Annotated in this window: 26 protein-coding genes; 17 read left to right on the top strand and 9 right to left on the bottom strand. The window is 54.5% G+C overall.

What is annotated here, in order from left to right; translation table 11 throughout:
• The first annotated feature begins 68 nt into the window (after positions 1–68).
• The 8 genes from pspA (at position 69) to ABIE29_RS07555 (ending at position 7,149) form a co-directional block, all read left to right on the top strand.
• A complete protein-coding gene (pspA, locus tag ABIE29_RS07590) occupies positions 69–734 on the top strand; it encodes a phage shock protein PspA (RefSeq protein ID WP_429617717.1) in 666 nt (221 codons plus the stop codon).
• A gap of 57 nt (positions 735–791) precedes the next feature.
• On the top strand, positions 792–1,019 hold the full coding sequence (pspB, locus tag ABIE29_RS07585; RefSeq protein ID WP_021182064.1) for an envelope stress response membrane protein PspB: 228 nt from the start codon (positions 792–794) through the stop codon (positions 1,017–1,019).
• Positions 1,019–1,456, top strand: coding sequence for an envelope stress response membrane protein PspC (pspC, locus tag ABIE29_RS07580; RefSeq protein ID WP_074423379.1), 438 nt, complete (start codon positions 1,019–1,021; stop codon positions 1,454–1,456). Before pspB ends, pspC begins: the two co-directional genes overlap by 1 nt.
• 88 nt (positions 1,457–1,544) lie before the next feature.
• Positions 1,545–1,811: a phage shock protein PspD gene (pspD, locus tag ABIE29_RS07575; protein WP_024487070.1), complete on the top strand. Its 267-nt coding sequence runs from the start codon at positions 1,545–1,547 to the stop codon at positions 1,809–1,811.
• On the top strand, positions 1,792–3,189 hold the full coding sequence (locus tag ABIE29_RS07570) for a YcjX family protein (protein ID WP_021806545.1): 1,398 nt from the start codon (positions 1,792–1,794) through the stop codon (positions 3,187–3,189). The genes pspD and ABIE29_RS07570 overlap by 20 nt, the downstream gene beginning before the upstream one ends.
• Positions 3,186–4,244 carry a YcjF family protein gene (locus tag ABIE29_RS07565; RefSeq protein WP_024529301.1) on the top strand — a complete coding sequence of 353 codons (1,059 nt, stop codon included), beginning with the start codon at positions 3,186–3,188 and terminating at the stop codon, positions 4,242–4,244. Before ABIE29_RS07570 ends, ABIE29_RS07565 begins: the two co-directional genes overlap by 4 nt.
• Positions 4,245–4,527: 283 nt before the next feature.
• A complete protein-coding gene (locus ABIE29_RS07560) occupies positions 4,528–5,715 on the top strand; it encodes a M20 aminoacylase family protein (RefSeq protein ID WP_429617715.1) in 1,188 nt (395 codons plus the stop codon).
• Positions 5,716–5,865: 150 nt separating this feature from the next.
• Complete coding sequence (locus ABIE29_RS07555) at positions 5,866–7,149, top strand: MFS transporter (RefSeq protein WP_429617714.1); 1,284 nt, start codon at positions 5,866–5,868, stop codon at positions 7,147–7,149.
• A 123-nt stretch (positions 7,150–7,272) separates the two neighbouring features.
• On the opposite strand, the gene ABIE29_RS07550 is transcribed toward ABIE29_RS07555, so the two are convergent.
• Together ABIE29_RS07550 and ABIE29_RS07545 are read right to left on the bottom strand one after the other, a co-directional pair.
• A complete protein-coding gene (locus tag ABIE29_RS07550) occupies positions 7,273–7,638 on the bottom strand; it encodes a hypothetical protein (RefSeq protein ID WP_429617712.1) in 366 nt (121 codons plus the stop codon).
• A gap of 195 nt (positions 7,639–7,833) precedes the next feature.
• Entirely contained in the window at positions 7,834–7,962 is a 129-nt protein-coding gene (locus ABIE29_RS07545; protein WP_429617710.1) for a hypothetical protein, read from the bottom strand.
• A gap of 31 nt (positions 7,963–7,993) precedes the next feature.
• Between ABIE29_RS07545 and tyrR the strand changes: the two genes are divergently transcribed.
• A complete protein-coding gene (gene tyrR / locus ABIE29_RS07540; protein WP_429617708.1) occupies positions 7,994–9,565 on the top strand; it encodes a transcriptional regulator TyrR in 1,572 nt (523 codons plus the stop codon).
• A gap of 65 nt (positions 9,566–9,630) precedes the next feature.
• Here tyrR and tpx read toward each other — a convergent pair whose 3' ends face one another.
• Positions 9,631–10,134 carry a thiol peroxidase gene (gene tpx, locus ABIE29_RS07535; protein ID WP_021806539.1) on the bottom strand — a complete coding sequence of 168 codons (504 nt, stop codon included), beginning with the start codon at positions 10,132–10,134 and terminating at the stop codon, positions 9,631–9,633.
• A 167-nt stretch (positions 10,135–10,301) separates the two neighbouring features.
• Between tpx and ycjG the strand changes: the two genes are divergently transcribed.
• Positions 10,302–11,273, top strand: coding sequence for an L-Ala-D/L-Glu epimerase (gene ycjG / locus ABIE29_RS07530; protein ID WP_429617707.1), 972 nt, complete (start codon positions 10,302–10,304; stop codon positions 11,271–11,273).
• On the opposite strand, the gene mpaA is transcribed toward ycjG, so the two are convergent.
• On the bottom strand, positions 11,270–11,977 hold the full coding sequence (mpaA, locus tag ABIE29_RS07525) for a murein tripeptide amidase MpaA (RefSeq protein ID WP_429617705.1): 708 nt from the start codon (positions 11,975–11,977) through the stop codon (positions 11,270–11,272). The two genes, ycjG and mpaA, sit on opposite strands and share 4 nt — an antisense overlap.
• Before the next feature lie 271 nt (positions 11,978–12,248).
• On the opposite strand from mpaA, the gene ABIE29_RS07520 reads away from it, so the two are divergent.
• The 3 genes from ABIE29_RS07520 (at position 12,249) to zntB (ending at position 15,516) form a co-directional block, all read left to right on the top strand.
• Positions 12,249–12,599: a hypothetical protein gene (locus tag ABIE29_RS07520; RefSeq protein ID WP_021182239.1), complete on the top strand. Its 351-nt coding sequence runs from the start codon at positions 12,249–12,251 to the stop codon at positions 12,597–12,599.
• Positions 12,600–12,805: 206 nt separating this feature from the next.
• Positions 12,806–14,392 carry a peptide ABC transporter substrate-binding protein gene (locus ABIE29_RS07515; RefSeq protein WP_429618061.1) on the top strand — a complete coding sequence of 529 codons (1,587 nt, stop codon included), beginning with the start codon at positions 12,806–12,808 and terminating at the stop codon, positions 14,390–14,392.
• Between the two features lie 140 nt (positions 14,393–14,532).
• Positions 14,533–15,516: a zinc transporter ZntB gene (gene zntB / locus ABIE29_RS07510; RefSeq protein WP_429617703.1), complete on the top strand. Its 984-nt coding sequence runs from the start codon at positions 14,533–14,535 to the stop codon at positions 15,514–15,516.
• Between the two features lie 298 nt (positions 15,517–15,814).
• On the opposite strand, the gene ABIE29_RS07505 is transcribed toward zntB, so the two are convergent.
• The 3 genes from ABIE29_RS07505 to nifJ all read right to left on the bottom strand — a co-directional run bounded on the left by ABIE29_RS07505 (position 15,815) and on the right by nifJ (position 21,011).
• Entirely contained in the window at positions 15,815–16,213 is a 399-nt protein-coding gene (locus ABIE29_RS07505) for a VOC family protein (protein WP_059200918.1), read from the bottom strand.
• A 139-nt stretch (positions 16,214–16,352) separates the two neighbouring features.
• Entirely contained in the window at positions 16,353–17,294 is a 942-nt protein-coding gene (gene ttcA / locus ABIE29_RS07500) for a tRNA 2-thiocytidine(32) synthetase TtcA (RefSeq protein ID WP_429617702.1), read from the bottom strand.
• 183 nt (positions 17,295–17,477) lie between these two features.
• On the bottom strand, positions 17,478–21,011 hold the full coding sequence (nifJ, locus tag ABIE29_RS07495; RefSeq protein ID WP_429617701.1) for a pyruvate:ferredoxin (flavodoxin) oxidoreductase: 3,534 nt from the start codon (positions 21,009–21,011) through the stop codon (positions 17,478–17,480).
• A gap of 250 nt (positions 21,012–21,261) precedes the next feature.
• Here nifJ and ABIE29_RS07490 point away from each other — a divergent pair, with 250 nt between their 5' ends.
• Entirely contained in the window at positions 21,262–21,594 is a 333-nt protein-coding gene (locus ABIE29_RS07490) for an SMR family transporter (protein WP_429617699.1), read from the top strand.
• A gap of 247 nt (positions 21,595–21,841) precedes the next feature.
• Positions 21,842–22,099, top strand: coding sequence for a putative hemolysin (locus tag ABIE29_RS07485; protein ID WP_074029170.1), 258 nt, complete (start codon positions 21,842–21,844; stop codon positions 22,097–22,099).
• Positions 22,100–22,207: 108 nt separating this feature from the next.
• Here ABIE29_RS07485 and hslJ read toward each other — a convergent pair whose 3' ends face one another.
• Both hslJ and ABIE29_RS07475 read right to left on the bottom strand, forming a co-directional pair.
• Positions 22,208–22,639 (bottom strand): heat shock protein HslJ, encoded by a 432-nt coding sequence (gene hslJ, locus ABIE29_RS07480; RefSeq protein ID WP_429617697.1) that lies wholly within the window; start codon positions 22,637–22,639, stop codon positions 22,208–22,210.
• 64 nt (positions 22,640–22,703) lie between these two features.
• Positions 22,704–23,696: a 2-hydroxyacid dehydrogenase gene (locus ABIE29_RS07475; protein WP_429617695.1), complete on the bottom strand. Its 993-nt coding sequence runs from the start codon at positions 23,694–23,696 to the stop codon at positions 22,704–22,706.
• Between the two features lie 267 nt (positions 23,697–23,963).
• On the opposite strand from ABIE29_RS07475, the gene ABIE29_RS07470 reads away from it, so the two are divergent.
• A complete protein-coding gene (locus ABIE29_RS07470) occupies positions 23,964–26,576 on the top strand; it encodes a YdbH family protein (protein ID WP_429617694.1) in 2,613 nt (870 codons plus the stop codon).
• Complete coding sequence (locus ABIE29_RS07465; protein WP_025119150.1) at positions 26,573–26,770, top strand: YnbE family lipoprotein; 198 nt, start codon at positions 26,573–26,575, stop codon at positions 26,768–26,770. Before ABIE29_RS07470 ends, ABIE29_RS07465 begins: the two co-directional genes overlap by 4 nt.

Genomic DNA, 26,770 nt, shown 5'->3' with positions numbered 1-26,770 from the left:
CTCTTTGGGCAAGTTGTATAACTTAACTCGGCGCTTCAGACGCCTTCAGAACCAAGAGGAAGTAAATTATGGGTATCTTTTCTCGTTTTGCCGACATCGTGAACGCCAACATCAATACTCTGCTTGATAAAGCAGAAGATCCGCAAAAGCTGGTGCGTTTGATGATCCAGGAAATGGAAGACACGCTGGTTGAAGTGCGCTCCACCTCTGCGCGGGCCCTGGCGGAGAAAAAGCAGCTGCTGCGCCGCATTGAGCAGGGTGAAAACCAGATCAATGACTGGCAGGACAAAGCCGAACTGGCGCTGCGTAAAGATAAAGAAGATCTGGCCCGTGCGGCGTTGATCGAAAAACAGAAAGTGGCCGATCTGCTTGCTACACTGAGCCAGGAAGTGGCTACCGTAGAAGAGACGCTGGCCCGCATGAAGAGTGAAATTGGCGAGCTGGAAAACAAGCTGACCGAAACCCGTGCACGCCAGCAGGCATTAACGCTGCGCCATCAGGCGGCTTCTTCTTCACGGGATGTGCGTCGCCAGCTGGACAGCGGTAAACTGGATGAGGCAATGGCGCGTTTTGAACAGTTTGAGCGCCGTATCGACCATATGGAAGCCGAAGCGGAAAGCGTCAGCATTGGCAAAAAGAAAAGCCTGCATCAGGAGTTTGCCGAACTGCAGGCGGACGATGCCATCAGTGAGCAACTGGCGGCAATGAAAGCCAGGATGAACCGCCCGGAATAATGCTTAAGCGGCCACCCAGCGTGGCCGCCACACTACGGCCAATAAGAAGGAATTGAGATGAGTGCTCTATTACTTGCCATCCCGTTGACAATCTTTGTGTTGTTTGTCGCACCGATTTGGCTTTGGTTGCATTACAGCAACCGGCAACAGAGCGGCGTTCAACTGAGTCATCAGGAAATGCAACGCCTGACGCAGCTGGCGGAGCAGGCCTCACGCATGCGCGATCGTATTCAGGCGTTGGAAGACATTCTTGATGCGGAACACCCGAATTGGAGGCAGTCGTAATGCGCAGAGACCAGGACAGAGGAAAGTATGGCGATCGTCGCGATCGTTCTTACTACAACGACGACAGCGGTTCATACAAGGGCAACACGTTAGGCAGTAAAAAACTGTACCGGGTGCCTGAAGAAGGCATGCTGAAGGGCGTATGCGCTGGCCTTGCCCACTATTTTGACGTGCCCGTGCGTTTGATCCGGGTGATTGCCGTGCTGTCGCTGTTCTTCGGGCTGTTTTTCATTACGGTGGTCGCCTATATCGCCCTGGTCTTCGTGCTTGAGGAGGCTCCTGCCAGCCGGTATCAGGATGAACATCAGGCCACACCGCGCCAGTTGCTCGATAAACTGGAATATGAATTGAGCAGTGGTGAGCAGCAGTTGCGCAAGGTCGAACGCTACGTCACGTCTGACACCTTTGGCGTGCAGAGCCGCTTTCGCCACCTGTAACCTCTCTTAACGATGCACGGGCCTGCGTACGCCGCAGGTCAGGCATTGCACCGACTTTTACCCCAACATATGCCAGAGGGCAGCGACCATGAGCAAAACCTATGCGATTAATGCCCCAAAAACCGCTTCACCAAAATGGGGAGTAGGTGCATTGTTGAAGACCTTGTCGAAAGTCATCATCATAGCGCTAATGAGTTATGGCCCGGCGGGGGCAACCGCGTGGTTGCTGAAAACCGTCAGCCGCAAACCGCTGCGTTACGTGTTGGCCCTGTTGCTGGAACCGCTGTTTCGCAAAGGGCTGAACAAGGCGTTCGGGCGCTATGCCAAGGAGAACAATGAAACGACTGCAAAATGAGTTAACTTCGCTGGTCAATCGCGGAATGGATCGCCATCTGCGTCTGGCAGTAACCGGTTTGAGCCGCAGCGGTAAGACGGCGTTTATCACCGGATTGGTCAATCAATTACTCCATGTTCACAGCGGCGCGCGTATGCCGCTGTTTTCCCCTGTGCGGGAAGAAAGGCTGTTGGGTGTGAAACGCATTCCTCAGCGCGACCTCGGTATCCAACGTTTCACCTACGATGAAGGCCTGGCGCAGCTGTATGGCAATCCGCCCAGTTGGCCAACGCCAACCCGTGGCGTCAGCGAAATCCGCCTGGCGCTGCGCTACCGTTCCAATGATTCACTGCTGCGCCATTTTAAAGAAACCTCCACGCTGTATCTGGAAATCGTCGACTATCCGGGCGAATGGCTGCTGGATTTGCCGATGCTGGAACAGGACTACCTGGCCTGGTCACGTCAGATGGCTGGGTTGTTGCAGGGCGACCGTGCACGCTGGGCCGAGCCTTGGCTGGCATTGTGCAAAGATCTCGATCCGCTGGCCCCGGCGGATGAAAACAAGCTGGCGGCGATCGCCCAGGCTTATACCGACTACCTGCTGCGCTGTAAGGCCGAAGGGCTGCACTTTATCCAGCCTGGGCGCTTTGTGCTGCCTGGTGATATGGCCGGTGCGCCTGCGTTGCAGTTCTTCCCGTGGCCAAACGTCGATGCGGCAGGGGAATCGCGCCTGGCACAGGCGGACAAACATACCAATGCGGGCATGTTGCGCGCCCGTTTTAACTATTACTGCCAGTCGATCGTCAAGGCGTTTTATAAAGAGCACTTTGTGCGTTTCGATCGCCAAATTGTGCTGGTGGATTGCCTGCAACCGCTTAACAGCGGGCCGCAGGCGTTTAATGATATGCGTTTGGCGCTGACCCAGTTGATGCAAAGCTTCCACTACGGCAAGCGCACTCTGTTCCGCCGCCTGTTTTCGCCGACCATCGACAAACTGATGTTCGCGGCAACCAAGGCGGACCATATCACCGCCGACCAGCACGCCAATCTGGTTTCGCTGTTACAGCAACTGGTGCAGGAAGCCTGGCAGAACGCCGCGTTTGAAGGCATCAGTATGGACTGTGTCGGCCTGGCTTCGGTACAGGCGACCGAAAGCGGCATTGTCGATCATCATGGGCAGCCTATTCCGGCATTGAAAGGCCACCGCCTGGACGATGGCGCACCACTGACGGTCTTCCCTGGCGAAGTACCTGCGCGCCTGCCTGGCCCGGCGTTCTGGCAGCAACAAGGTTTCCATTTTGACCAGTTCCGCCCACGCATGATGAGCGTTGATAGTCCGTTGCCGCATATCCGTCTGGACGCGGTGATGGAGTTTTTATTGGGAGATAAATTGCGATGAGCGAGCCGTTAAAACCGCGTATCGATTTTGCCGAGCCTTTGCAGCCACCACAGGAACCGGTGTTGCGCGCAGGCTTGGAGTTTGACGAACAGCAGGCCGAGAAATTCTATCCGGCAGCGCCAGAGATGGAGCAGGAAGAAGAGGAAGGGCGCGCGGAAGGCATTGTTAACGCCGCGTTGAAACCCAAGCGCAGCCTGTGGCGCAAAATGGTTAACGCCGGGTTGATGCTGTTTGGCGTCAGCGTGGTGGCTCAAGGTGTCCAGTGGGTGCATACCTCCTGGGTGCAGCAGGATTGGATTGCGCTGGGTGGCGGGATCGCCGGTGGGCTGATCGTCTTCGCCGGTATCGGTTCGGTGGTGGGGGAATGGCGCAGACTATACCGCCTACGCCAACGTGCAGAGGAGCGTGACGAAGCTCGGGAGCTGCTGCACAGCCACGGCTTGGGGAGAGGGCGCGAGTTTTGTGAAAAGCTGGCGCGTCAGGCCGGCTTGGATCAAGGGCACCCCGCATTGCAACGCTGGCAGGCTTCATTACACGAAACCCAGAACGACCGCGAAGTGGTTGCGCTGTATGCCAAGCTGGTGCAACCGGTGCTGGATAATCAGGCGCGGCGCGAAATTAGCCGCTCGGCGGCAGAGTCGACGCTGATGATTGCCGTCAGTCCGCTGGCCTTGGTGGACATGGCCTTTATCGCCTGGCGCAATATCCGCCTGATTAACCGCATTGCGGCCCTGTATGGCATTGAACTGGGCTATTTCAGCCGCATCCGTCTGTTCCGCCTGGTGTTGCTGAATATCGCCTTTGCTGGCGCATCTGAACTGGTGCGGGAAGTGGGCATGGATTGGATGTCGCAGGATATTGCGGCGCGGTTGTCTGCACGGGCCGCACAGGGGATAGGGGCCGGTTTGTTGACGGCGCGGTTGGGCATCAAGGCGATGGAACTATGCCGCCCGTTACCCTGGTTAGAAGGCGATAAGCCAAAGTTGGGTGACTTCCGTGGTCAATTGATTAACCAGTTGAAAGACACCATGAAAAAAGGTCAAAGCAAAGTCTGACTCCATAAGGCTGCGTCAATCAGACGCAGCCTTATGGCTGCACCGCCAAAAATTCCCTTCCTTTCGAACACCTCCGCAATACCTATTAATTGTTAATTATAAGTTAATCAAGTGTTTGTTTTGCGGTATTGGTCACGAAAAATCCCACGGACAGCGGCAAAGAAGACGGTATATTTGACTAACAATCAATCTGAATATCTGACTGCGTCAGCGGAGAAACCCGCAGTATCAACTCGCCGCTTCAGCGCCAAGACATCAATCCCAAGGACAGGAGGTAATGAACATGCCGCACCGTGAGCCGAACTTAGAGACCTTCCAACCCTATGCCGATGAAAGCCAAACCCTCCGTCGACATATTCATCAGTACCCTGAACTGGGATTCGAGGAACGACAAACCGCCGATCTGGTAGCGAGAAAGCTTGAGGAGTGGGGGTATCAGGTGACACGTGGGCTCGGTATCACCGGCCTGGTTGGAACGTTGAAAAGAGGCAGCAGCCCCCGTACGTTAGGTATTCGGGCAGATATGGATGCCTTGCCGATCCTGGAAAATACGCAACTCCCATATAGCAGCCAGCACGAAGGTATCATGCATGCCTGCGGGCATGATGGCCACACCGCGATGCTGCTCGGCGCGGCACATTATCTGGCCGATCACGCCTCTTTCGATGGTACCTTGCACCTCATTTTTCAACCCGCAGAAGAGGGGCTGGCCGGGGCGCAAAAGATGATTGACGACGGCCTGTTTAAACGCTTTCCCTGTGATGCCGTTTTTGCCATGCACAACATGCCGGGCTTCCCGCAGGGGCAGTTTGTCTTTGGTGAGGGAGCGTTTATGGCTTCCAGTGATACGGTCACTATCACCATTCATGGCAAAGGGGGGCATGGCGCGATGCCGAAGGGCACCGTTGATGCAGTAGTTGTCGGGGCCAGTATTGTGATGGCATTGCAGACGATCGTCGCGCGTAACTTGGGGGCGCAAGAACCTGGCGTGATCACCGTGGGTTCTTTCCAGTCAGGGATGGCCAGTAATGTCATCGCCGACTCTGCGGTGTTAAAACTAAGTGTACGTGCGTTGGATCCGCAAGTCAGAGAGCTATTGGAAGAGCGTATCAAGACGTTAGTGGCGGCTCAGGCGGCTTCATATGGTGCCAGGATCGATATTGACTATGATCACACCTATCCCGTGTTGGTCAACCAACCGGAGATGACCCGCTTTGCCAAGCAGGTGGCACAAAATTTAATGGGTGATAGCCATCCGCAGCAGGTGATTGATATCCCGGAGCCGTTGATGGGCAGCGAAGACTTTGCCTTTATGCTGAACCAGTGCCCGGGCAGTTATTTATTATTAGGTAACGGCCAGGGTGAAAATAGCTGCATGGTGCATAACCCCGGCTATGATTTTAATGATGCAATTATACTTAGAGGGATCGCCTATTGGTCTGCGTTGACGCAGGAATTCCTGAAGGAATAAACCTCGGCCTTTAATAAGTTGGTGATGCAGCTGAATTTGTCGGGTTCGAACATATTCGCCCCAGGCTTGACATCGATTATCTGGACGGGTGCGCATGCGGTTAATCGGGCGCAGCATGCGGTGCCCTACAAATTAAATTAAGGACAGGCCATGGATAGCGTCAAGGAAAGAAAGTCCCCGGCTAGGGCCATTGTGGCTACCACGTTAGGGAATGGATTAGAGTTTTTTGATTTGGTGCTTTACGCATTTTTTGCGACCTACATAGCAAAAGCTTATTTCCCCGCAACAGACCCTTTGGTGAGCATGGCGATGACCTTCCTGATCTTTGGGATGGGTTATCTTGCCAGGCCGCTGGGGGCACTGGTCATCGGCCATTATGCCGATAAAAAAGGGCGTAAGCCCGCCATGACGCTGACGTTCCTGTTGATGGGGCTCAGTACCCTGACGATTGGTATCACCCCGTCATATGAAAGCATCGGGACTGCGGCCCCGATCGTCATTACCCTGGCCAGGCTGATGCAAGGCTTCTCCGCAGGCGGTGAGTTAGGCGCATCAACTACTCTGCTGGTGGAGTATGCCAAACCCCATAATCGTGGGTTTTACGGGGGATGGCAGGTTGCGAGCCAAGGTGCGGGCAACGTATTTGCCGCCATGACGTTGGTGATTTTGGTAAACAGCATGCCAGAGGCGAGTGTGGAAGCCTGGGGGTGGCGTATCCCTTTCCTGTTTGGCATCGTGATCGTTCCGGTGGGGCTGTATATTCGCTTTAAACTGGAAGAAACGGCCACTCATACCTTACCGACTGCCGCCGAAAGCGTCAGCAAAATACCCCTGCTGGAAGTGATCACTACCTACTATAAAGAAACCTTGGCGGGAATTTTACTGACGATGGGGGGAACCATCCCGCATATGATCATCATGTTTTATATTCCCAACTACGCCATCAGCATATTAAAGCTGGATACCAGTTATAGCATGTTAATCGGGGCCATTGCCGGTTTGATTACGCTGATTGGCGGGCCGCTGGCAGGGATGTGGTCAGATAAAGTTGGCAGGGTCCGGTTGATTGCCTGGGCGAGAATAGTGATTATTGTGCTGATATACCCGGCCTTTTATTTACTCAGCGCCCACCCCAGTGTTGAAATGCTGTTTGCGGTGATGATTGTGCTGAGCATTATCAATATTATCGGCGCTTCACCTTCCATCACCATTTTGCCGGAAATATTCCCAAGGCGGGTAAGAACCACCGGGTTATCGCTGGTTTATAGCGTTGCCGTGGGGATCTTTGGCGGTTTCTCATTATCGGTAGCCTCCTATCTGATCAAGCTAACCGGTAATATCACGGCCCCGGCGTTTTACGTAATTGCTGGTTGTGTTTTATCGCTGTTCGCCTTCCTGTACATCAAAGAAACCAGCCAGGCTCCGCTCAATTAATTACCTTCCAGTGCAACCCTCTCATTTAGTGAGAGGGGCTGCTCTTTTGGGTAATCCAGGCCACTTCGTCACCCACGATCTTGCGGTTGAACACGTCTTCTATCAGAGACTGTTAAAGCGCCATTACCACTTATAGCCCATGTTCACGCTGTAGTCAGGATCCTGATTGGTGGAGTAGGGATCGGACTGGCGACGGCGATCGGTTTTTTTCACTGGCCGATTAAGCGTCGAATACGCTTTGTCGCGTGGGCGGCTGCAGCTGGGATGATCGCACTCAAGTTCAGCACTGAAGCCGGTTTTATCTTCTGAACCTGACCAGACCACTGGCGACCTGGCGGTTTTCTCCGCGGGTCCAGGCACGGCTTTGGGAGCGGGTGCGGGTTTAATGCTGGGTTCCGGCGCCTTGTAGGATAGGTCCAGCGCCTGGATTGGTGCGCTTAACAACAGCGTGGTGCAGCAGAATGCTGCCAGTGTATGCTTTTTCAGCATGGTCAATTTCCCGTTATAGTTTCGCTTCGAAACTATAAAGTAGTTAGACGAGAATTACTATCATTTGTAGCCAGTGAGGGAGACTTTTGGTGGTTTGTAACCTCAGATTGACGAAAGAATATCCCCCTGTAACCTCATGATAATCCGCTGCCAAAATAATACTGAAAGTGATAACTCTCTAGAAATAAGCTAAAATTACGCCGATGGTGTTTTTGGGTGGCGTTTAAAACCGCCAATAGCAGTGATAAACTGGAGCTCTGTCAACTTTTGCTGACAGATCGCTTCTTCCTTCCAGGGGGAGAGGTTATCATCATCACCAGACATCCCCGCACCTGCAGAGATAAGGCCAATACTGATGCGTTTGGAAGTATTTTGCGAAGACCGTCTCGGTCTCACTCGAGAATTACTCGATCTTTTGGTATCGCGCGGTATTGACCTACGCGGCATCGAAATTGATCCTATCGGCCGTATTTACCTGAATTTTTCCCAGCTGGATTTTGATACCTTCCGCGCGCTGATGGCGGAGATCCGGCGCATCAGCGGTGTGACCGATGTGCGCACCGTTAACTTTATGCCTTCCGAGCGTGAACACCGTGCGTTACGTGCGTTGCTGGAGTCAATGCCGGAACCGGTGTTTTCCATCGATATGAAAGGCAAGGTGGAACTGGCCAACCCGGCGGCACAGACGCTGTTCAACTTCAGCGAAGACAAGATCCGCAACCAAACGGCAAGCCAGCTGATTGGTGGCTATAACTTCAGCCGCTGGCTGGAGAGTGAAGACACTAAGCCGCATGCCGAGCGGGTGGTGATCCGCAGCCAGGATTTCCTGATGGATATCACCCCAATCTATCTGGAAGATGAGCAACAGCGGAATGCTCCCGTGGGCGCCGTGGTCATGCTCAAATCCACCGCGCGCATGGGCCGCCAGTTGCAGAACCTGTCGGTGAATGACGATACCGAGTTTGACCATATTGTCGCCGTCAGCCCGAAAATGCGTCACGTGCTGGAGCAGGCGCGTAAACTGGCCATGCTGGATGCCCCATTGCTGATTGTGGGGGATACCGGTACGGGGAAAGATATTCTGGCGCGGGCCTGCCACCTGCGCAGCCCACGCGGCAAACAGCCGTTCCTGGCGCTGAACTGTGCCGCCTTGCCGGACGATGTGGTAGAGAGCGAACTGTTTGGCCATGCGCCGGGGGCTTATCCGAATGCGTTGGAAGGCAAGAAGGGCTTCTTTGAGCAGGCCAACGGCGGTTCGGTGCTGCTTGATGAGATTGGCGAGATGTCGCCACGCATGCAAACCAAACTGCTGCGTTTCCTCAACGACGGCACCTTCCGTCGGGTAGGCGAAGAGCATGAAGTGCACGTGGACGTACGGGTGATCTGCGCTACACAGAAAAACCTGACCGAGCTGGTGCAGCGCGGTGAATTCCGTGAAGATCTCTATTACCGTTTGAACGTGCTGACCATCACCATCCCGCCGCTACGCGAACGCCCGCAGGATATCATGCCGCTCACCGAGCTGTTTGTGGCGCGCTTTGCTGATGAGCAAGGGGTCGCCAGGCCGAAACTGGCCAACGATCTCAACGGCTTCCTCTGCAAGTACGGCTGGCCTGGCAACGTGCGCCAGCTGAAGAACTCCATCTATCGTGCCCTGACCCAAACGGACGGCTACGAACTGCGCCCGCAAGATATCATTCTGCCGGATTTTGAGGTGGAGATAGCGTTAGGGGATGAAGTGATGGAAGGCTCGCTGGATGATATCAGCAAGCGTTTTGAACGCTCGGTGCTGACTCGTCTGTATCGCACTTATCCCAGCACCCGCAAACTGGCCAAGCGCTTGGGCGTCTCGCATACGGCAATTGCCAATAAGCTACGGGAATACGGGCTAAGCAACCGCAAGCTGACCGACGACAGCGAAGAATAACAGTACCTCATTTCAGGCAGAAAAAAGCCCGGCTTAAAAAACCGGGCTTTTTGGTATCTACAGGCTTATTTCAGCGCGGCAAGCGCGGCATCATAATCTGGCTCGGTGGTAATTTCGTTTACCAGCTCGCTATACAGCACGTTGTCTTGGCCATCCAGCACCACCACGGCGCGTGCGGTCAGACCGGCCAATGGGCCTTCGGCGATCTCTACACCGTACGCCTGCTTGAAATCACCGCCGCGCAGGGTAGACAGGGTAACCACGTTGTTCAGGCCTTCTGCACCACAGAAGCGGGACTGGGCGAACGGCAGGTCGGAAGAGATACACAGGACCATGGTGTTATCCAGGCCACTCGCCAACTGGTTGAATTTACGCACCGATGCGGCACAGACGCCGGTATCAATACTTGGGAAGATGTTCAGGACTTTGCGTTTACCCACGAAGCTGCTCAGGGCAACGTCTGACAGGTCTTTGGCAACCAGGGTAAAGCTTTTTGCCTGCTCGCCCTGCTGTGGCAGTTTGCCTGCTACAGTGACAGGGTTGCCTTGAAAATGTACGGTCTGAGTCATTGCTCGGTTCCTTTCAACGATGTTTATACAAAGATGTGAAGCCGATTAACACCGGGTTCACAATCTCGAAGCAGTTTAAGGCAACAATCGCACCTTGGATAGATAAAGTTTGTAAACTGCAGGTATAGTGGACTGACTTTATGTGCTTTTTTCGCTCGGGAGCCATTATGAGAAACATGCGTTTTTACCCTGAAGCCTGGCCATTGCATACCGCTTTTGTGATCGCACGCGGTAGTCGGACCGAAGCCAAAGTCGTGGTGGTAGAGATAGAACAACAGGGTATGCGCGGTGTCGGTGAATGTACCCCATATCCGCGTTATGGCGAGAGCGAAACCTCGGTGATGGAGCAGTTGGCAGAGGTGTCAACGGCCATCGCACAAGGGGCAACCCGGCAGGAGTTGCAACGTCTGATGCCCGCAGGGGCGGCTCGTAACGCGGTCGATTCGGCATTGTGGGATTTGGAATGCCGCCTTACTGGCAAAGACCTGTGGCAATTGAGCGGCGTTACCCCACCTGAACGGGTAGTGATGGCGCAAACGCTCAGCATCGGTTCGCCGGAAGCGATGGCCTTTGCCGCCAAAGAGCTGGAACAACAGGGCGCGACGTTGCTGAAAATCAAGCTCGACGATCACCTGATCAGCGAAAGGCTGGTGGCGATCCGTACGGCGGTGCCGCAGATGGTGTTGATCGTTGATGCCAATGAATCCTGGCAGGCGGAAGGCTTGGCATCGCGTTGCCAACTGCTAGCGGATTTAGGCGTGGCGATGCTGGAGCAACCTTTATCAGCCAGCGACGACAGCGCCCTGGAAAACTTCATCCATCCATTACCGATTTGCGCCGACGAGAGCTGCCACACCAGCGGCGATCTACCCCGGTTGGCGGGGCGCTATCAGATGGTCAATATCAAACTGGATAAAACCGGCGGACTGACCGAAGGATTACAGCTTGCCGCACAGGCGCGGGCGCAGGGCTTCGAGATCATGCTCGGCTGTATGCTCTGCACCTCAAGAGCCATTACTGCGGCGCTGCCGTTGGTGCCCGGCGCCCGTTTTGTGGATCTTGATGGTCCAACCTGGTTGGCAAAAGACGTCGTGCCAGGTTTGGCCTTTGAGTGCGGCGCTATTGAGCTTTCACGCTAGTCAGCGTAGGTCAGCAACTCGACCATGGCGGCAAGGTAGTTTTCACTGGCGGCGTCGGCTGAGATCGGTGGGAACTCGGCGGTGATGCAGGGCAAGGACAAGTCTGCACACCAACTGCCGAATGAACCCGGCGTTTCATAGCCGACGCTGGTCACCAGCGGCAGGGCAAATTTATGCGCCAGCCAAACGCCCAGCGCGGAACTATCCGGATCTTCTATACAGGCCAATGGTTCATGGAAGGACACCACCCAGCGTGGCTTCAGGCGATGGATCAAATGGCATAATCCCTGGGTTTCCGGTTCGGAGCCGGGCCTGCCGCCGGTGGAGAGCCGCACGTCACGAGCCTCTGCCACACTGTTCCAACGGTAGACCGTATCGCCAGAGCGCCAGTTGGCCGCCGGGAAATTGCGGTTCAGGTCGACGCCGTTGGCATTGGAGCGCAACCCAAGCTGGCAACCATCCGGATTGACCGCCAGGATCACATGATGGCGCAGTTGGGCGGGGGCGATACTGCGTAATGCGCAGGATAACGTCACCACTGCGGCAGTTTCATCCCCGTGAGTGCCTGCAATCACCAACCCGGTATCCGGGCCGCTTTTGGCCGCCGGGAAATACAGCAGCGGGGCACCTAACATCGATTTACCGTAAGTCTCACCTGCAACTGCCAGCTGGCCACGCTCGCTGCGCGGTCTGTGTTGGGTCATGGGGTTTCCCTTTAAGCCAAAGTCAGAAATAATTGCGATGTTATTGAGTGTATTACGCTTTCCCTCATCTTTCCCAGTCTGTTAAGCGAATAAAGTGATGTCTATTGTTATACCCGTCGTCTTTCAAGTTGCAGCGTTGTTACCTGCACTTGTCTACCCCGGTCACTTACAAAAGTAAGCTCCTGAGGATGAACAAGCTTGTCGCCTAGCTGCAACTTGAAATCCATAGGGTATACTATCGGCAGAATGTTAACGATAAAGAGGATTTAACATGCCAGTTGCCAGAATAGTCGCGCGTTACAGCGAAAACGAAAAAGACACCATCACCCTACTGTGCGGCGTGGATGCAGAAAACCAGATCCGTCAGGGTGAGTGGTTTGGCGTAGTGAAAAATGACGATGGGCGTGGGGACGAGTCCAACTATCCGTTCACCTTGCACGTGGATCATCAGAAAGGGGAGTTCTTCCTTGACTATGGTTTTGACGATGCCGAATCACGCCAGTTGCAAAAGACCGATATCCATCTTAACCCACTGGTAGAGAAAGGCTATTTCACTATCTTCGATGAAGAAGAAGGTGAAGAGTTCAGCTATAAGATCGCCAGTATTCATCTTTACGACTGATCCTGCCTAAGCAAACAGCCCGCATTGCCGATGACGGTTGCGGGCTTTTTTGGATCAAACATCCACTTTTTACATTCTTGTTACGCGTGGCTATAGGTGGCGGGCATCTTTGTGCTATATGATAAAAAATTCATGGGGTTAACTGGGGCATATCTAACATGACGAGAAGAAAAATTCTGGCGAGTTTTCGTTTAACGCTTTGCGCAATGACCATCAGCGCGGGTATTAGTGGTGCGATGGCAGCTCAGGTTCCCCCAGGTACCGCACTGGCGGAAAAACAGGAGATCGTGCGGCACATCAAAGATGAGCCGGCGTCGCTCGATCCGATTAAAGCCGTGGGCTTGCCAGAAGCGCAGGTCGCACGCGATCTGTTTGAAGGGCTGGTGAATCAGGACGCGCATGGCAAAGTGATCCCCGGTGTCGCCACGCGCTGGCAGACCTCGGACAACCAGACCTATATCTTCACGCTGCGCAAAGATGCCCGCTGGTCCAACGGTGACCCTGTCACGGCGAAAGACTTCGTTTATAGCTGGCAACGGCTGGTCGATCCGAAAAGCCTGTCGCCGTTTGCCTGGTTTGCTCAGCTCGCCGGGATCCAGAATGCCGAAGAGATTATCGCCGGTAAGCTGCCCATCGATAAGCTTGGCGTGGTAGCGGTGGATGACCACACGTTAAAAGTACAACTGAACAAGCCGGTGCCTTATTTTGTCAGCCTGACGGCGAACTTCAGCCTGTTCCCGGTACCAAAAGCCGTGGTTGAGCAATACGGCAATGATTGGACCAAAGTGGGCAATCTGGTAGGCAACGGCGCATTCAAACTGCAAGAACGAGTGGTTAACGAGAAGCTGGTACTGGTGCCGAACGAGCATTATTGGGATCATAAACACACCGTATTGACCAAGGTTACTTTCGTGCCGATCAACCAGGAATCTAACGCGACCAAGCGTTATCAGGCTGGTGATATCGATATTACCGAGTCCTTCCCGAAAAACATGTACCAGAAGCTGTTGAAGGATATCCCAGACCAGGTTTACACGCCGGATCAACTCGGCACCTATTACTACGCGTTTAATACTCAACGTGCGCCGACCAATGATGTACGGGTGCGCAAAGCCTTGTCTTACGCTATCGATCGCAAGATCATTGCCGAGAAAGTGCTGGGTACCGGCGAGAAACCGGCCTACCACTTCACGCCGGATGTCACTGCGGGCTTTAAGCCGGAAACCAGCCTGCTACAGCAACAGTCCCAGCAAGAGTTGAACGAGCAAGCCAAGGCGCTGATGCAGGCGGCGGGTTATGGTCCGAACCATCCCCTGAAATTGACCCTGCTGTATAACACCTCAGAGAGTCACCAAAAGATTGCCATTGCGGTGGCGTCGATGTGGAAGCAAACCCTGGGCGTTGACGTTAAACTGCAAAATCAGGAGTGGAAAACCTATATCGACAGCCGTAACACCGGTAATTTCGACGTGGTTCGCGCCTCTTGGGTGGGGGATTACAACGAGGCCTCGACCTTCCTGTCACTGCTGACCTCTTCACACAGCGGGAATATCGCCAAATTTAACAGCCCGCAATACGACCGTCTGTTGGCCGACGCCAGCCGCGAGACCAGGCCTGCTGCGTTAACCGCCGATTATAACAAGGCCGAGCAGATGATTGCATCCGAGGCCCCGATCGCCCCGATCTATCAATATACTAACGGGCGTCTGATCAAGCCTTGGGTGAAGGGTTACCCAATCACTAACCCAGAAGATGTCGCCTATAGCCAGGAAATGTACATTCTGAAACATTGATGTTCAGAGTCTAGCCGCCTACCAAGCCCTCGCTAACGCGGGGGCTTTTTCCTTTAAAATCCCGTTATGGCGTTGCCACTTTGCTCCCTAAAGCAATAACGCTAGACTCTGTATCAACGGCAAAATAAAGAGGGTTTTGAATGGATGTCATTGAGGGGCGCGAACTGCAGGTGCCCGACGCGGTCTATGCCTATCAACTCGACGGCAAGGGTGGCACCACGCCAATTGAGGATGACGATAAGATCACCGGCGAGGAGCCATGCTGGCTGCATCTGGACTATGCCCATCCGGCCAGCGCCGAGTGGCTTGCCAACACGCCGCTGCTGCCAGATCTGGTAAGACAAGCGCTGGCGGGGGAAAGTACCCGGCCACGCGTCACCCGTTTGGGCGACGGGACGCTGATCACGCTGCGCGGCATCAATTTCAATACGGACTCACGGCCCGACCAACTGGTGACGTTCCGCGTGTACATCACCGATAAGATGATTATTTCCACCCGCCATCGCAAGGTCTACTCGATCGATGAGGTGGTCAATGAATTGCGCAATGGCCAGGGGCCGATTAATAGCGGTAACTGGCTGGTAGAAATCGCCGATGCGCTCACCGACCACACCAGTGAATTCATCGAAGATCTGCACGACAAGATCATCGATCTGGAAGATGCGCTGTTGGAGCAGCAAACCCCGGAACGTGGGCAGTTGGCGCTGATCCGTAAACAGTTGATTGTGCTACGTCGTTACATGGCACCACAGCGCGATGTGTTTTCGCGTTTGGCCAGCGAACGACTGCCGTGGATGAATGACGATGAACGCCGCCGCATGCAGGATATTGCCGATCGCCTGGGGCGTGGATTAGATGACCTGGATGGCAGCATTGCCCGTACGGCGATCCTGTCCGATGAAATCACTACCGTAATGGCCGATGCCATGAACCGCCGTACTTACACCATGTCCTTGATGGCGATGGTGTTTCTGCCAACCACTTTCCTGACAGGGCTATTTGGTGTCAACCTGGGGGGGATCCCGGGCAGCGGTAGCCCACTGGCGTTTGCCTCTTTCTGCTTCATGCTGGTGGTATTGGTCGGGGGCGTTGCCTGGTGGCTGAGACGGAGCCGCTGGCTATAACGACAAATAGTAGCGAAAACGCGAGTTAAGTTGAGCAGTATCAACATTTGCTTACGCGAACTACGGCATTCTTACCCTCGCAGGTGAATGCAACGTCAAGCGATGGGCGTTGCGCTCCATAATTGTTTTACTTTACTATTTTTAGAATTATTGCATAGCACATTTAATTCAATACGATGCCGGTTTAATCACCGGCATTTTTTTATGCTTTTTTCCCTTCGGCTTAACTCAGGCAACCGGCTCACTCCGAAGGGCGCTGCATGCTGCGCCCAATTAACCACACGCCGCCCCGATTAGGCTAAGCCGCGCTTTCGTCCCAGAAGCTGGCCTCTATCTTGTGGCCATCCAGATCCCGAACGAAACAGCCGTAATAGGCGGCACCGTAATGTGGCCGTGAGCCCGGTGCACCGTCTCCTTGTGCCCCAGCGGCTACCGCCTGCTGGTAAAACTCATCAACCTGCTGCTTGCTGGTGGCGAAGAAGCCAACATGCACGCCGTTTGCGGTGCCTGCGGGTTTGCCGTCTATCGGCAGTTGCAACCAAAATTCAGGATAGTCTCGGCCATAGCCGATAGCGCCAGGGTGTTCCAGCACGCGTCGGCAGCCTAATGCGCCGAGAACCCGGTCATAAAACTGAGCGGCGGCATCGAAATTATTGGTTCCCAGCGAGACGTGGGAAAGGCAGGGGGTGATATTCATCGTTGGTCTCCTTTGACTGTATAAATAAACAGTATAAGGTAAAAACCGCACTGTCAGGCACTTTATGCGTAAATTGTGAACAGGATCTAAAATTAAGCGGGGAAAAACCTCCGCCTGCGGGCACAGGCGGAGAGAAGGACTATTTGATTTCCAGCACGTTCAGGCGTTCAAACGCGGGCGAGCCGTTGTCATCCGAGTCTTCCGGCTGCCAACCTACCGGTTGCAGTGGAATATCTTCACGGTCAAACGCCAAATCGCCACCATCGACCACCTCGCTGCCGTGGTGAATACCTTTGAAGTCAAACAGTTCGGTATCGCACAGATGCGAAGGCACCACGTTCTGCATGGCGCTGAACATGGTTTCGATGCGGCCTGGGTAGCGTTTGTCCCAGTCGCGCAGCATATCGCCAATTACCTGACGTTGCAGGTTTGGCTGCGAGCCACACAGGTTGCACGGGATAATCGGGAATGCTTTCGCTACCGAGAAACGCTCGATGTCTTTCTCGCGGCAATAGGCCAGCGGGCGGATCACCACGTGTTGACCATCGTCGCTCATCAACTTGGGTGGCATACCTTTCAGCTTGCCGCCGTAGAACATGTTGAGGAACAGCGTTTGCAGGATATCGTCGCGGTGGTGGCCAAGGGCAATCTTGGTGGCACCCAGCTCGGTGGCGGTACGGTAAAGGATGCCACGGCGCAGGCGTGAACACAGGGAGCAGGTGGTTTTGCCTTCCGGGATCTTATCCTTCACGATGCTGTAGGTGTTCTCTTCAACGATCTTATATTCCACCCCCAGGCTTTCCAGATAGGCAGGCAGGATATGCTCGGGGAAGCCGGGCTGTTTCTGATCCAGATTCACCGCGACCAATGAGAAGTTCACCGGAGCGCTTTTTTGCAGATTGCGCAGGATCTCCAGCATGGTGTAGCTGTCTTTCCCGCCGGACAGGCAAACCATGATGCGATCGCCTTCCTCAATCATGTTGTAGGCGGCGATGGCTTCACCCACGTTGCGGCGCAGGCGTTTTTGCAATTTGTTGAGGTTATACTGCTCTTTTTGGCTAATTGTTTGATTTTCTGACATTTAAATCGTGCTCGTTCTCATTTGGGTGCGCTACGGCGGTATGACACTTTTAGCGGGCAAGTTTAGCATTCTCTGGAAGGATTTGGTCATTATTCGTTTGAGCTGTGGTATGTCAGGCAAAGGTTCAAAGCCATTCAAGGATAGAGAGCAGATAAAGGGCGCGTTCCCGCGCCCTCAACATACCTACTCCGAACCCGCCTTCTCCGACTTTCCAGCCAGCAAGCTAAGGAAATCGTATTTCTCCTTCAGCTCTTTTTCTGCGGCCTCATACAACGCGGCGGCAACTTCAGGCTGCTGCGTGTTGAGGCGGCGGAAACGCTGTTCCTTGTTCAAGGTCGCCGTCAGCTCACTGTTCGGTGGCCGGGAATCCAGCGCCAGTGCGGCTTTGCCTTCCGCAGTACGACGTGGATCGAAGCGGTACAGCGGCCAGAAGCCGGTCGCGGTTAGCTGCCGCATCTGGTCGTGGCTGAGTGCCAGATCGTAACCGTGTTCCTCACAAGGGCTGTAGGCGATGATCAGGGAAGGGCCAGGGTAGGCTTCTGCCTCCTGAATCGCTTTCATCGTCTGGTTAAGCTGCGCACCCAACGAGATCTGCGCAACATACACATGGCCGTACATCATCATGCTGACGCCAAGGTCCTTACGGGCCTTGCGCTTGCCGTGCTCACCAAACTTGGTCACGGCCCCCAGCGGGGTGGCTTTGGACTGCTGCCCGCCGGTATTGGAGTAGCATTGCGTATCCAGCACCAGCACGTTGACGTTTTCCGTCAGGCTCAGCACATGATCCAGACCGCCGAAGCCGATATCGTAAGCCCAGCCGTCACCACCAATCAGCCAGATAGACTTATCCACCAGATGATCGGCATCGGTGGCTAGTTGACGAGCGTCGTTGCCTGCCACGTTAGCCAACAGGCTGCGTAATTCGGCGATCTGCTGGCGGCGCGGGCCGGTGGCGATCTCGTCTGCTTGCAATGAGGCCACCAACTGAGCGGGTAATTGCGGTGCCAAGGTGTCGAGCAGGCGCAATACGCGGCGGCGGTGCTGATCCACCGTCAGGCGGAAGCCCAGACCAAATTCGGCATTATCCTCAAACAGCGAGTTTGCCCAGGCTGGTCCACGGCCGTCGGCGTTGGTGGTGTAAGGCGTGGTGGGTAGGTTACCGCCATAGATAGAAGAACAACCGGTGGCGTTGGCAATCAGCAACCGGTCGCCATACAGCTGGGTCAGCAGCTTGATATATGGCGTTTCGCCACAGCCGGAACAGGCACCCGAATATTCAAACAGCGGAGAAATCAGCTGCGAGGTGCGGATATCGATGCGTTCCAACTGCGATGCGTCGATCTCTGGCAGTTGCAGGAAGAAGTCATAATGAGCCTTTTCCTCTGCCAGGTGATCGAGGCGAGATGCCATATTGATCGCCTTGATTTCCGGATTCTGGCGATCTTTCGCCGGGCAAACCTCTACGCACAGGTTACAGCCGGTGCAATCTTCAGGGGCGACCTGCAATACATATTTCTGACCGCGCATATCACGGGATTTTACATCCAGCGATTGCAGCGTGGCAGGGGCGTACTCCATGGCTTCTGGCGGAACCACCTTGGCACGAATGGCCGAATGCGGACAGGCCGCGACGCAGTGGTTGCACTGGGTACACAGGTCCGGCTGCCAGATCGGCACTTCTTCGGCGATATTGCGTTTTTCCCACTGCGTGGTGCCCACAGGCCAGGTGCCGTCTGGGGGGAAAGCCGAAACCGGCAGGGTATCGCCCAGCCCGGCCAGCATCACGGCGGTAACGGTTTTAACAAAATACGGCGCGGCGTCGGAAACCACCGGTGGACGTATCGGACTGTTGCTGTCGAGTGGGCGCAGCGGGATTTCCGTCAGCTCACTCAGCGTGGCACCCAAGGCCTGCCAGTTACGTTCGACCACCTCTTGGCCCTTGTTGCTGTAGCTGCGGGCAATCGCTCCCTGTAGCTCCTGCAACGCCACGTCACCCGGCAGGATCTTTGTCAGATGGAAGAAGGCCATCTGCATCACGGTATTGATGCGGGCACCCAAATGACATTCGCGCGCCAGCTTGGCCGCGTTGATGATATACAGTTTTGCCTGGCGCTGATGCAGGATCGCCTGGACCTCCTGCGGCAGGCGTGACCAGACTTCATCCGCGCTATAAGGGGTATTGAGCAGGAAAATGCCGCCAGGTTTTAGCCGCTCCACCATTTGATACTTGTCGATAAACTGCCACTGGTGGCAACCGACAAAGTCGGCGCGGTCGATAAGGTACGCCGAATTGATCGGCTTCTCGCTAACCCGCAGGTGTGACACGGTCAGGCCGCCGGCCTTTTTCGAGTCGTAGACAAAGTAGCCTTGGGCAAACATCGGCGTGCTGTTGCCGATGATTTTGATGTTGTTTTTGGTGGCAGAGACCGAACCATCGCTACCCAAACCGTAGAACAGGGCTTCCAGCGAGGCCCGCTGAGGGAGCGTTTCTTCGCGGAGCGGTAGTGAAAGACCGGTAATATCGTCGAAAATTCCCACGGTAAAGCGTGGGCGAGGCTTATCCAGCATCAGCTCACGGAAAATGGCCAACGCGCAGTCTGGGCCAAACTCCTTGGAAGACAACCCATAACGCCCGCCAATCACCATCGGCATGCTGGCGCGTTCGCCACGGCTAAAGGCTTCTGCCAGCGTGGTCATCACGTCCAGGTATAAAGGCTCGGCCAGAGCACCCGGCTCTTTGGTACGGTCAAGCACCGCAATTTTTCGTGCGCTTTCCGGCAGAACCGCGAGCAGATGTTTGGCGGAGAAGGGACGATAAAGCCGGACTTTAAGAACGCCCACTTTTTCACCGCGTGTCAGCAGGTGGTCGATCGCTTCTTCACAGGTGCCGATGGCAGAGCCCATCAGGATCACCACGCGTTCGGCCTGCGGATGGCCGTAATACTCAAACGGCTGATAGCTGCGGCCGGTGAGGGCAGCAAACTTGTCCATCGCCTGCTGCACATGCTGGTAGGTATTGTCGTACCACGGATTGGTCGCTTCCCGCGATTGGAAGTAGGTATCCGGGTTGGCTGACGTGCCGCGTATGACGGGATGATCCGGTGAGAGAGCCCGGCTGCGGTGAGCATCGATGGCGTCCTGCGGCATCATCTGCTGTAGCGTTTCGTCGCTCAGCGGGGCGATCTTGTTGATTTCATGCGAGGTGCGGAAACCATCGAAGAAATGGATAAACGGCAGACGACTGTTTAGCGTGGCCGTCTGGGAGATGAGAGCAAAGTCCTGCGCCTCTTGCACGTTGCTGGCACACAGCATGGCGCAACCGGTCTGGCGTACGGCCATCACGTCGGAGTGATCGCCAAAGATCGATAATGCATGAGTTGCGACGGTGCGAGCGGCAACGTGGAGGACAAAGGGCGTCAACTCCCCGGCCAGCTTATACAGCGTAGGGATCATCAACAGCAATCCCTGGGACGAGGTGAAGGAGGTGGAAAGTGCGCCGGTTTGCAACGCGCCGTGCACGGTAGCAATGGCTCCGCCTTCGGACTGCATCTCCACCACGTGGGGCACGTCGCCCCAAATGTTTTTCCTGCCGTCACTGGACCAGGCAGCGGTTTGTTCCGCCATGGTCGAACTCGGGGTGATCGGGTAAATGGCAATCACTTCACTGGTGCGATAAGCCACGGAAGCGACAGCGTTATTACCATCGGTAGTAATCATCTGTAGTACCTTTCTGTGCTCACAAAGCTGCAAAAGTCAGCTTTTTTATAATCATCAGTAAAGTCTAACAGAGCGGTTATTTGTACTTTATCGCATTTGTGTGGCGCATAAAATCTGGATGTAAGGTGATATTTCGTTAAAAAATAATTACTATTTGCAGTGCAATGGTAAAACGTTGCCGCGATGTAACGCTAATTTAATCTCCGCGTTTCATATTGATGTAACGCGAAACAGAAAGAAGAAGTTGAAAATGACCGCATTTATCTATTTAACCATGGCGATTATCGCCGAAGTGATCGCCACCACCTTACTGAAAGCCTCTGAAGGATTTACCCGTTTGTGGCCCTCGGTGTTTGTGGTGTTGGGCTACGTGGTAGCATTTTGGGGGCTTTCGATGGTGGTAAAAACCATGCCGCTAGGGATTGTTTATGCCATCTGGTCGGGAATGGGGATCGTGCTGGTGTCTATTGCCGCAGTATTTTTTTATCAGCAGAAGCTGGATTTGCCTGCGGTGATCGGTATGGGGCTGATTATTGCCGGGGTACTGGTGATTAATCTGCTGTCAAAATCGGCAGGGCACTGACCGGTAACCAAAATGCATTCAGGTCAAAAAAAAGCCAAATTAATGGCTAATCGTATTTCTATTATTAAGCTAACAAGCTAGATTACTAAAGTTGTCTTGCTGGTTGCCGCTTGTTGATGAGTAGGCGGCAACTTGAAGCTCAACGGGTGGACATCAAAGATAACCAAACGGGCCCATCGTTCAAGTGGCGCGGGTTATCAGCAATGGCAAAATTACACAGCATCGTTTCGGTTCAGGGGTACGAATAATGATCACAGCAAAATGGCTGCTTGCCGGCGCCATACTCTCTTTGGCTGCCTGCAGCAGCAATAACAACCAAGAACCACAGCAGATCGCCACCAGTGCCAATATTGGTGCAATACCTACCAGCGAAAGCTGTGCCAGCGTGGGTGGAGTAACCACCATTGCCCATTCGCTCAATGGCGATACGCTCAGAATGTGTCAGATGCCGAACGGCAAACAGTGCGAAGAGTCGGCGCTGGGCCGTGGAGCCTGTGCCCGATAAGTCCATTTGATCCCGGACGTAGCGTGCTACAGGTTGGCAACCGTTGTTACCTTCATCACCGTACCAGCTCCCTCTCCCTTTGGGAGAGGGTTGGGGTGAGGGGGAAAATTAATTGACCCAGTCTTTCAGGGTATACACCAGTTGGTGATCGCTGCCGCTCAGGGTCAACTGTTGGCCGTTAAGCGAGACTTTTGCCCCATTAGCCAGCAGCGTGCCGATGGTTTTATCCCATTGGTTACGTTGCGGATCCGAGCACATCATGCGGGTAGTGGCGAGGTTTTTCACCGTCAGTACGCCGTTGTCCAACTGGCCCTGGCCGAAGAAACGGTTGCACATAGATCCAGAAATATTCATTTTCTCGCCGAACTCAATGCTCGGGCCGCTGCCTTGTTTCGCCTCAACGGCCACACCATCCACGCTTTGCAAAACAAAGTTATGATGCAGCAGATCGCTTGCTACTACGGTTTGTTGCTTGGTTTGAGCGGCATTACAGCCAGCCAATAGCGTGCATGCCATGGCAAGAGGGATCAGTTTTTTCATTATTGCGAACCTGTTTAGGTTTTGTCGGAAGAATTAGGGGCGCGAAGCGCCCCCAAAGAAAGCATCAGGCATTAAGCTGATTAGGGCAGGCTTCACCCCGCGCAAGCTGTTCAATATTTTTCAACGTGGTTTGCGAAATACTGGTCAGCGCCTCCTCCGTCAGGAACGCCTGGTGGCCGGTAAACAGCACGTTATGGCAGGCGGACAGGCGGCGGAAAACGTCGTCCTGGATCACGTCGTTGGATTTGTCTTCAAAGAACAGGTCGCGTTCATTCTCGTACACGTCCATCCCCAGGGCACCAATCTTCTGCTGTTTGAGGGCATCGATAGCGGCGGAAGAGTCGATCAGGGCACCGCGGCTGGTGTTAATCACCATCACGCCGTCTTTCATCATGGAGAACGCGTCCGCATTCAGCAGGTGATGGTTTTCCGGCGTTAGCGGGCAGTGCAGGGTGATCACGTCAGCCTGGGCATACAGCGTTTTAAGATCGACATATTCGGCACCCAGCTCTAACGCCTGCGCGCTTGGATAGGGGTCGTAGGCCAAGAGCTTCATGCCAAAGCCTTTCAGGATACGCAGGGTGGCTACGCCGATCTTACCGGTACCAATCACCCCGGCGATGCGGTTATGCATATTGAAGCCGATCAGCCCTTCCAGCGAGAAGTTGGCATCGCGGGTGCGTTGATAGGCACGATGAATACGGCGGTTAAGACACATCATCATGCCCACGGCGTGTTCGGCTACGGCTTCAGGCGAATAAGCAGGCACGCGTACCACCTTGATACCCAGCTCTTTCGCCGCATCCAGATCGACGTTATTGAACCCGGCACAACGCAGGGCGAGGATCTCGACCCCAAGCGCGGCCAGCTCTTCCAGCACTTCCCGGCTACCGTCGTCATTGACGAAGATGCAAACGGCCTTACAGCCGATAGCCGTTTTGGCGGTTTTCTTGCTGAGCAGAAAGTCGAAAAACTCCAGCTCATAACCAAACTGCTGATTTACCAATTCAAGATACTTACGGTCATACTGTTTGGTGCTGTAAATCGCCATTTTCATCGTGGTTTCTCCCGCGTGATTATGTGATCAAATTAACATATTTTGCCAAATACGACAATGGTTTAGCGCCCGGTGGTGGCGGAGGGCTTTTAGGGTTTTATACTGATAATCAGTGTATTAGCCATTTTCTATATTCATCGGGTCAATATCAAAATTGTGAAACCTGCTCTATAAATGATGAGATGGGTTCACCTTCACCTGCCAGGTGATCCGTGTCATCATTGCACCTGGCTAATCGATGTTTATCAGGAACTAAACCTGCGCTTAATGACAAAGAGATTAAAAGTATTCGTAGCGATCGTGGCGGGCATCATCCTGTTGATCATCATGCTGTGGCAAACCTTGCCTCGTTGGTTGCCGCGTGCGATCGCTCCCTGGTTGCCGCAGGGTAGCCAGCTGGTTTTGCAAGGGCCTTTGCGCTGGCAGCAGGGGGCTTTGCATCTTGATGGGCTGAGGTTCAGCGCCCAAGGCTGTGCCATCGCCAATGTCAGTGAGCTGCGACTCTCCTACCAAACGGGCAGTTGGCATTTACAGAGCGAACGAGCCGATGTGGATACCGCCTGCCTGTCAAAATTGCCTGCAGCTGAAGGTGACAGCGCGCCGCTAGCGTTAGACCAGCTGCAAGCGATGCTGCCGCTGTTTGACCTGAACATCAAACTCCTCACGCTCGCCCCGTGGCAAGCCTATGCCGGTAAATTGCAGCTGTCGTCTGTGGCCAATGGCCAACGGTTGCACTATCAAGGGAAGAATATTACCGCCGAGGCGCAGCTGGATGATCATCAGCAACTGACGTTAAGCAAGCTCAGCATAACGCCGCCCAACAGCACGGTTCCTGTACAACTGACGGGCAAAGTCACCGTACCGCTGGATATGGGCAGTTTACCAACCCAGGGGGCGTTGCAAGGTGAGATACAAACCGCCTATCTGGAAAAACCCTTGCTGCTGGATTTGCATTGGCAACAGCGGCAGGGGGTGTTGACCCTGACGGAAAAGGGTAGCGACCAACCGTTAGCTACGCTCCCCTGGGCACTAACGCCAAAACAGATCAGCATCGAAAAAGGGGAATGGCGCTGGCCCTACCTGGAGCAACCGCTCAGCGGTGGTTTGAATGTGGCGCTGCATGACTGGAGCAAGGGGTTTGACGAAACCCAAATTACCGCACGTTTGAACGTGATCACCGCCGGGCACAACGGCAAGGGCAACGCGGTGCTGACGTTGGGGCCGGGCAGCCTGAGCCTGACCAACAGCGATCTGGGATTCCAGCTTACCGGGCAGGCAAACCTGGCCAATCTCTCGCTTACGGCGTCAATCCCCGGCATTATCAGCGGCTCGATCCTTAACCCAACGCTGGTGCTACAGCCGGGATCTTTACTGCGCGCCTGGGGCAGCCCGGCACCGGACATTAAGCTGGAGGAGGTTCGGCTGCCGCTGGCTGGGGTAAAAGTCACAGCTCTTGGGATCACAGGCCGTTTGCAGGCGATTATCAGCGCCAGCGAAAGTTACTGGGGGCGCTTCAAGCTGCATCTGGACGGCCAGGCACAGAGCTTCTGGCCAGACCATGGTCAATGGCAATGGCGTTCTTGGGGGAACGGCAAGTTACCCCCGTTACAGGCCGCCTGGGATGTCACAGGCAGTGGCCGCTGGCAGGATACCAGCATCACCCTCGATCGCCTTTCCACCGGTTTTGATCGGCTGAAATACGGCATGGTCACGGTCGCGACGCCGCGCCTGACGCTCAGCCAGCCGATCCAGTGGCAGCGGGATGTCAAAGCACCGAGCCTTACCGGCGGTGTGCAATTGGTGGCTGACCAAACCCGTTTTGGTGCAGGCCGTTATTTGCCGCCTTCGGTACTGGATTTGCAGTTGCAAGGTGCGGGGCCAGACAGTTTCCAATGGCAGGGTGCGTTGCAAGCCGAGCAGATTGGGCCAATCAAGTTGCGAGGCCGCTGGGATGGTGAACGCCTGCGTGGGGAAGGCTGGTGGCCAAAACAGTCGTTAACGGCATTCCAACCGCTGATTTCACCCGATCTGAACATCAAACTGCGCGCAGGCGAGTTCTACGCCCAGTCGGCATTCTCGGCGGCGCGGGTGCAAGGGTTCGAGGCAGGTGGCCATTGGGTGGTGCGAAATGGTGGCATGTGGCTGCAAGACGGCGAATTGAGCGGGCTGGATTTTGTCTTGCCCTATCGGTTTAAGAACCACCTGTGGCAGCTTGGGGCCAAACGCCCGATCATGCTGCGCATCAAATCCATCAAAACGCTGTTTGAAATGCAGAATATTACCGCCGATCTACAAGGTACCTATCCGTACAGCGAGGCGTATCCGTTGACGTTGAGCAACATCGGCGTGGATATGCTGAACGGTCATATCAGCCTCTCGGCACTACGTATGCCACAGCATGATGCGGCGGTGCTCAAACTGGACAAAATCGACCTCAGCGCACTGTTTACCGCGCTCAAACCGAAGCAGTTTGCCATGTCTGGCCGTATCAATGGCGAGTTGCCGCTCTACCTGAACCACCCCAAATGGCTGGTGCAAAACGGTTGGATCGCCAATGCGGGGGTCATGACGCTGCGGCTGGATAAAGATATGGCCGATGCCATTGGCAGCAATAACCTGGCCACCGGTGCCGCCATCGACTGGCTACGCTACATGGAAATCAACCGCTCAAAGGCGCGGGTCGATCTTGATAACCTGGGCGAACTGACGTTAAAGGCGCATATCGATGGCGTAAATCCGCAGAAAAATGCCAAACGTGAGGTTATCCTTAACTATAGCCATCAGGAAAACGTATTTCAGCTGTGGCGCAGCCTGCGCTTTGGCGACAATCTACAAGAGTGGCTGGAGCAGGCGCTCTCTAAACCCGAGGTACAACAATGAAGAACGCGACCAGGCCATTGCTGGCAGCCGTGTTGGGCGCATCCTTGCTGAGCGGTTGCGTACCGCGCATTGAGGTGGCGACGCCTAAAGATCCCATCACCATCAATATGAACGTCAAAATTGAGCATGAGATCCATATCAAAGTAGATAAGGACGTTGAGAACCTGCTGAAAGACCAAAGCGGTCTATTCTAG

Origin of the sequence: Serratia sp. 2723, from assembly GCF_050434425.1 — a bacterium.
Taxonomy (GTDB): domain Bacteria; phylum Pseudomonadota; class Gammaproteobacteria; order Enterobacterales; family Enterobacteriaceae; genus Chania.
The sequence above is the reverse complement of the archived record's forward strand: the minus strand, read 5'-3'. Positions and strand labels throughout refer to the sequence as shown.

What these genes read in the sequence shown, in the direction of transcription:
- ABIE29_RS07545 (WP_429617710.1), bottom strand. Translation starts at nt 7,962, where the DNA reads ATGTCTGGTGATGATGATAACCTCTCCCCCTGGAAGGAAGAAGCGATC.
- hslJ (WP_429617697.1), bottom strand. Translation starts at nt 22,639, where the DNA reads ATGAAAAAACTGATCCCTCTTGCCATGGCATGCACGCTATTGGCTGGC.
- ABIE29_RS07470 (WP_429617694.1), top strand. Translation starts at nt 23,964, where the DNA reads ATGACAAAGAGATTAAAAGTATTCGTAGCGATCGTGGCGGGCATCATC.
- tpx (WP_021806539.1), bottom strand. Translation starts at nt 10,134, where the DNA reads ATGACTCAGACCGTACATTTTCAAGGCAACCCTGTCACTGTAGCAGGC.
- ttcA (WP_429617702.1), bottom strand. Translation starts at nt 17,294, where the DNA reads ATGTCAGAAAATCAAACAATTAGCCAAAAAGAGCAGTATAACCTCAAC.
- zntB (WP_429617703.1), top strand. Translation starts at nt 14,533, where the DNA reads ATGGATGTCATTGAGGGGCGCGAACTGCAGGTGCCCGACGCGGTCTAT.
- ABIE29_RS07485 (WP_074029170.1), top strand. Translation starts at nt 21,842, where the DNA reads ATGATCACAGCAAAATGGCTGCTTGCCGGCGCCATACTCTCTTTGGCT.
- mpaA (WP_429617705.1), bottom strand. Translation starts at nt 11,977, where the DNA reads ATGACCCAACACAGACCGCGCAGCGAGCGTGGCCAGCTGGCAGTTGCA.
- ABIE29_RS07565 (WP_024529301.1), top strand. Translation starts at nt 3,186, where the DNA reads ATGAGCGAGCCGTTAAAACCGCGTATCGATTTTGCCGAGCCTTTGCAG.
- pspA (WP_429617717.1), top strand. Translation starts at nt 69, where the DNA reads ATGGGTATCTTTTCTCGTTTTGCCGACATCGTGAACGCCAACATCAAT.
- ABIE29_RS07475 (WP_429617695.1), bottom strand. Translation starts at nt 23,696, where the DNA reads ATGAAAATGGCGATTTACAGCACCAAACAGTATGACCGTAAGTATCTT.
- ABIE29_RS07560 (WP_429617715.1), top strand. Translation starts at nt 4,528, where the DNA reads ATGCCGCACCGTGAGCCGAACTTAGAGACCTTCCAACCCTATGCCGAT.
- ABIE29_RS07505 (WP_059200918.1), bottom strand. Translation starts at nt 16,213, where the DNA reads ATGAATATCACCCCCTGCCTTTCCCACGTCTCGCTGGGAACCAATAAT.
- nifJ (WP_429617701.1), bottom strand. Translation starts at nt 21,011, where the DNA reads ATGATTACTACCGATGGTAATAACGCTGTCGCTTCCGTGGCTTATCGC.
- pspB (WP_021182064.1), top strand. Translation starts at nt 792, where the DNA reads ATGAGTGCTCTATTACTTGCCATCCCGTTGACAATCTTTGTGTTGTTT.
- ABIE29_RS07465 (WP_025119150.1), top strand. Translation starts at nt 26,573, where the DNA reads ATGAAGAACGCGACCAGGCCATTGCTGGCAGCCGTGTTGGGCGCATCC.
- pspC (WP_074423379.1), top strand. Translation starts at nt 1,019, where the DNA reads ATGCGCAGAGACCAGGACAGAGGAAAGTATGGCGATCGTCGCGATCGT.
- pspD (WP_024487070.1), top strand. Translation starts at nt 1,545, where the DNA reads ATGAGCAAAACCTATGCGATTAATGCCCCAAAAACCGCTTCACCAAAA.
- ABIE29_RS07555 (WP_429617714.1), top strand. Translation starts at nt 5,866, where the DNA reads ATGGATAGCGTCAAGGAAAGAAAGTCCCCGGCTAGGGCCATTGTGGCT.
- ABIE29_RS07550 (WP_429617712.1), bottom strand. Translation starts at nt 7,638, where the DNA reads ATGCTGAAAAAGCATACACTGGCAGCATTCTGCTGCACCACGCTGTTG.
- ABIE29_RS07570 (WP_021806545.1), top strand. Translation starts at nt 1,792, where the DNA reads ATGAAACGACTGCAAAATGAGTTAACTTCGCTGGTCAATCGCGGAATG.
- ABIE29_RS07490 (WP_429617699.1), top strand. Translation starts at nt 21,262, where the DNA reads ATGACCGCATTTATCTATTTAACCATGGCGATTATCGCCGAAGTGATC.
- ABIE29_RS07520 (WP_021182239.1), top strand. Translation starts at nt 12,249, where the DNA reads ATGCCAGTTGCCAGAATAGTCGCGCGTTACAGCGAAAACGAAAAAGAC.
- tyrR (WP_429617708.1), top strand. Translation starts at nt 7,994, where the DNA reads ATGCGTTTGGAAGTATTTTGCGAAGACCGTCTCGGTCTCACTCGAGAA.
- ycjG (WP_429617707.1), top strand. Translation starts at nt 10,302, where the DNA reads ATGAGAAACATGCGTTTTTACCCTGAAGCCTGGCCATTGCATACCGCT.
- ABIE29_RS07515 (WP_429618061.1), top strand. Translation starts at nt 12,806, where the DNA reads ATGACCATCAGCGCGGGTATTAGTGGTGCGATGGCAGCTCAGGTTCCC.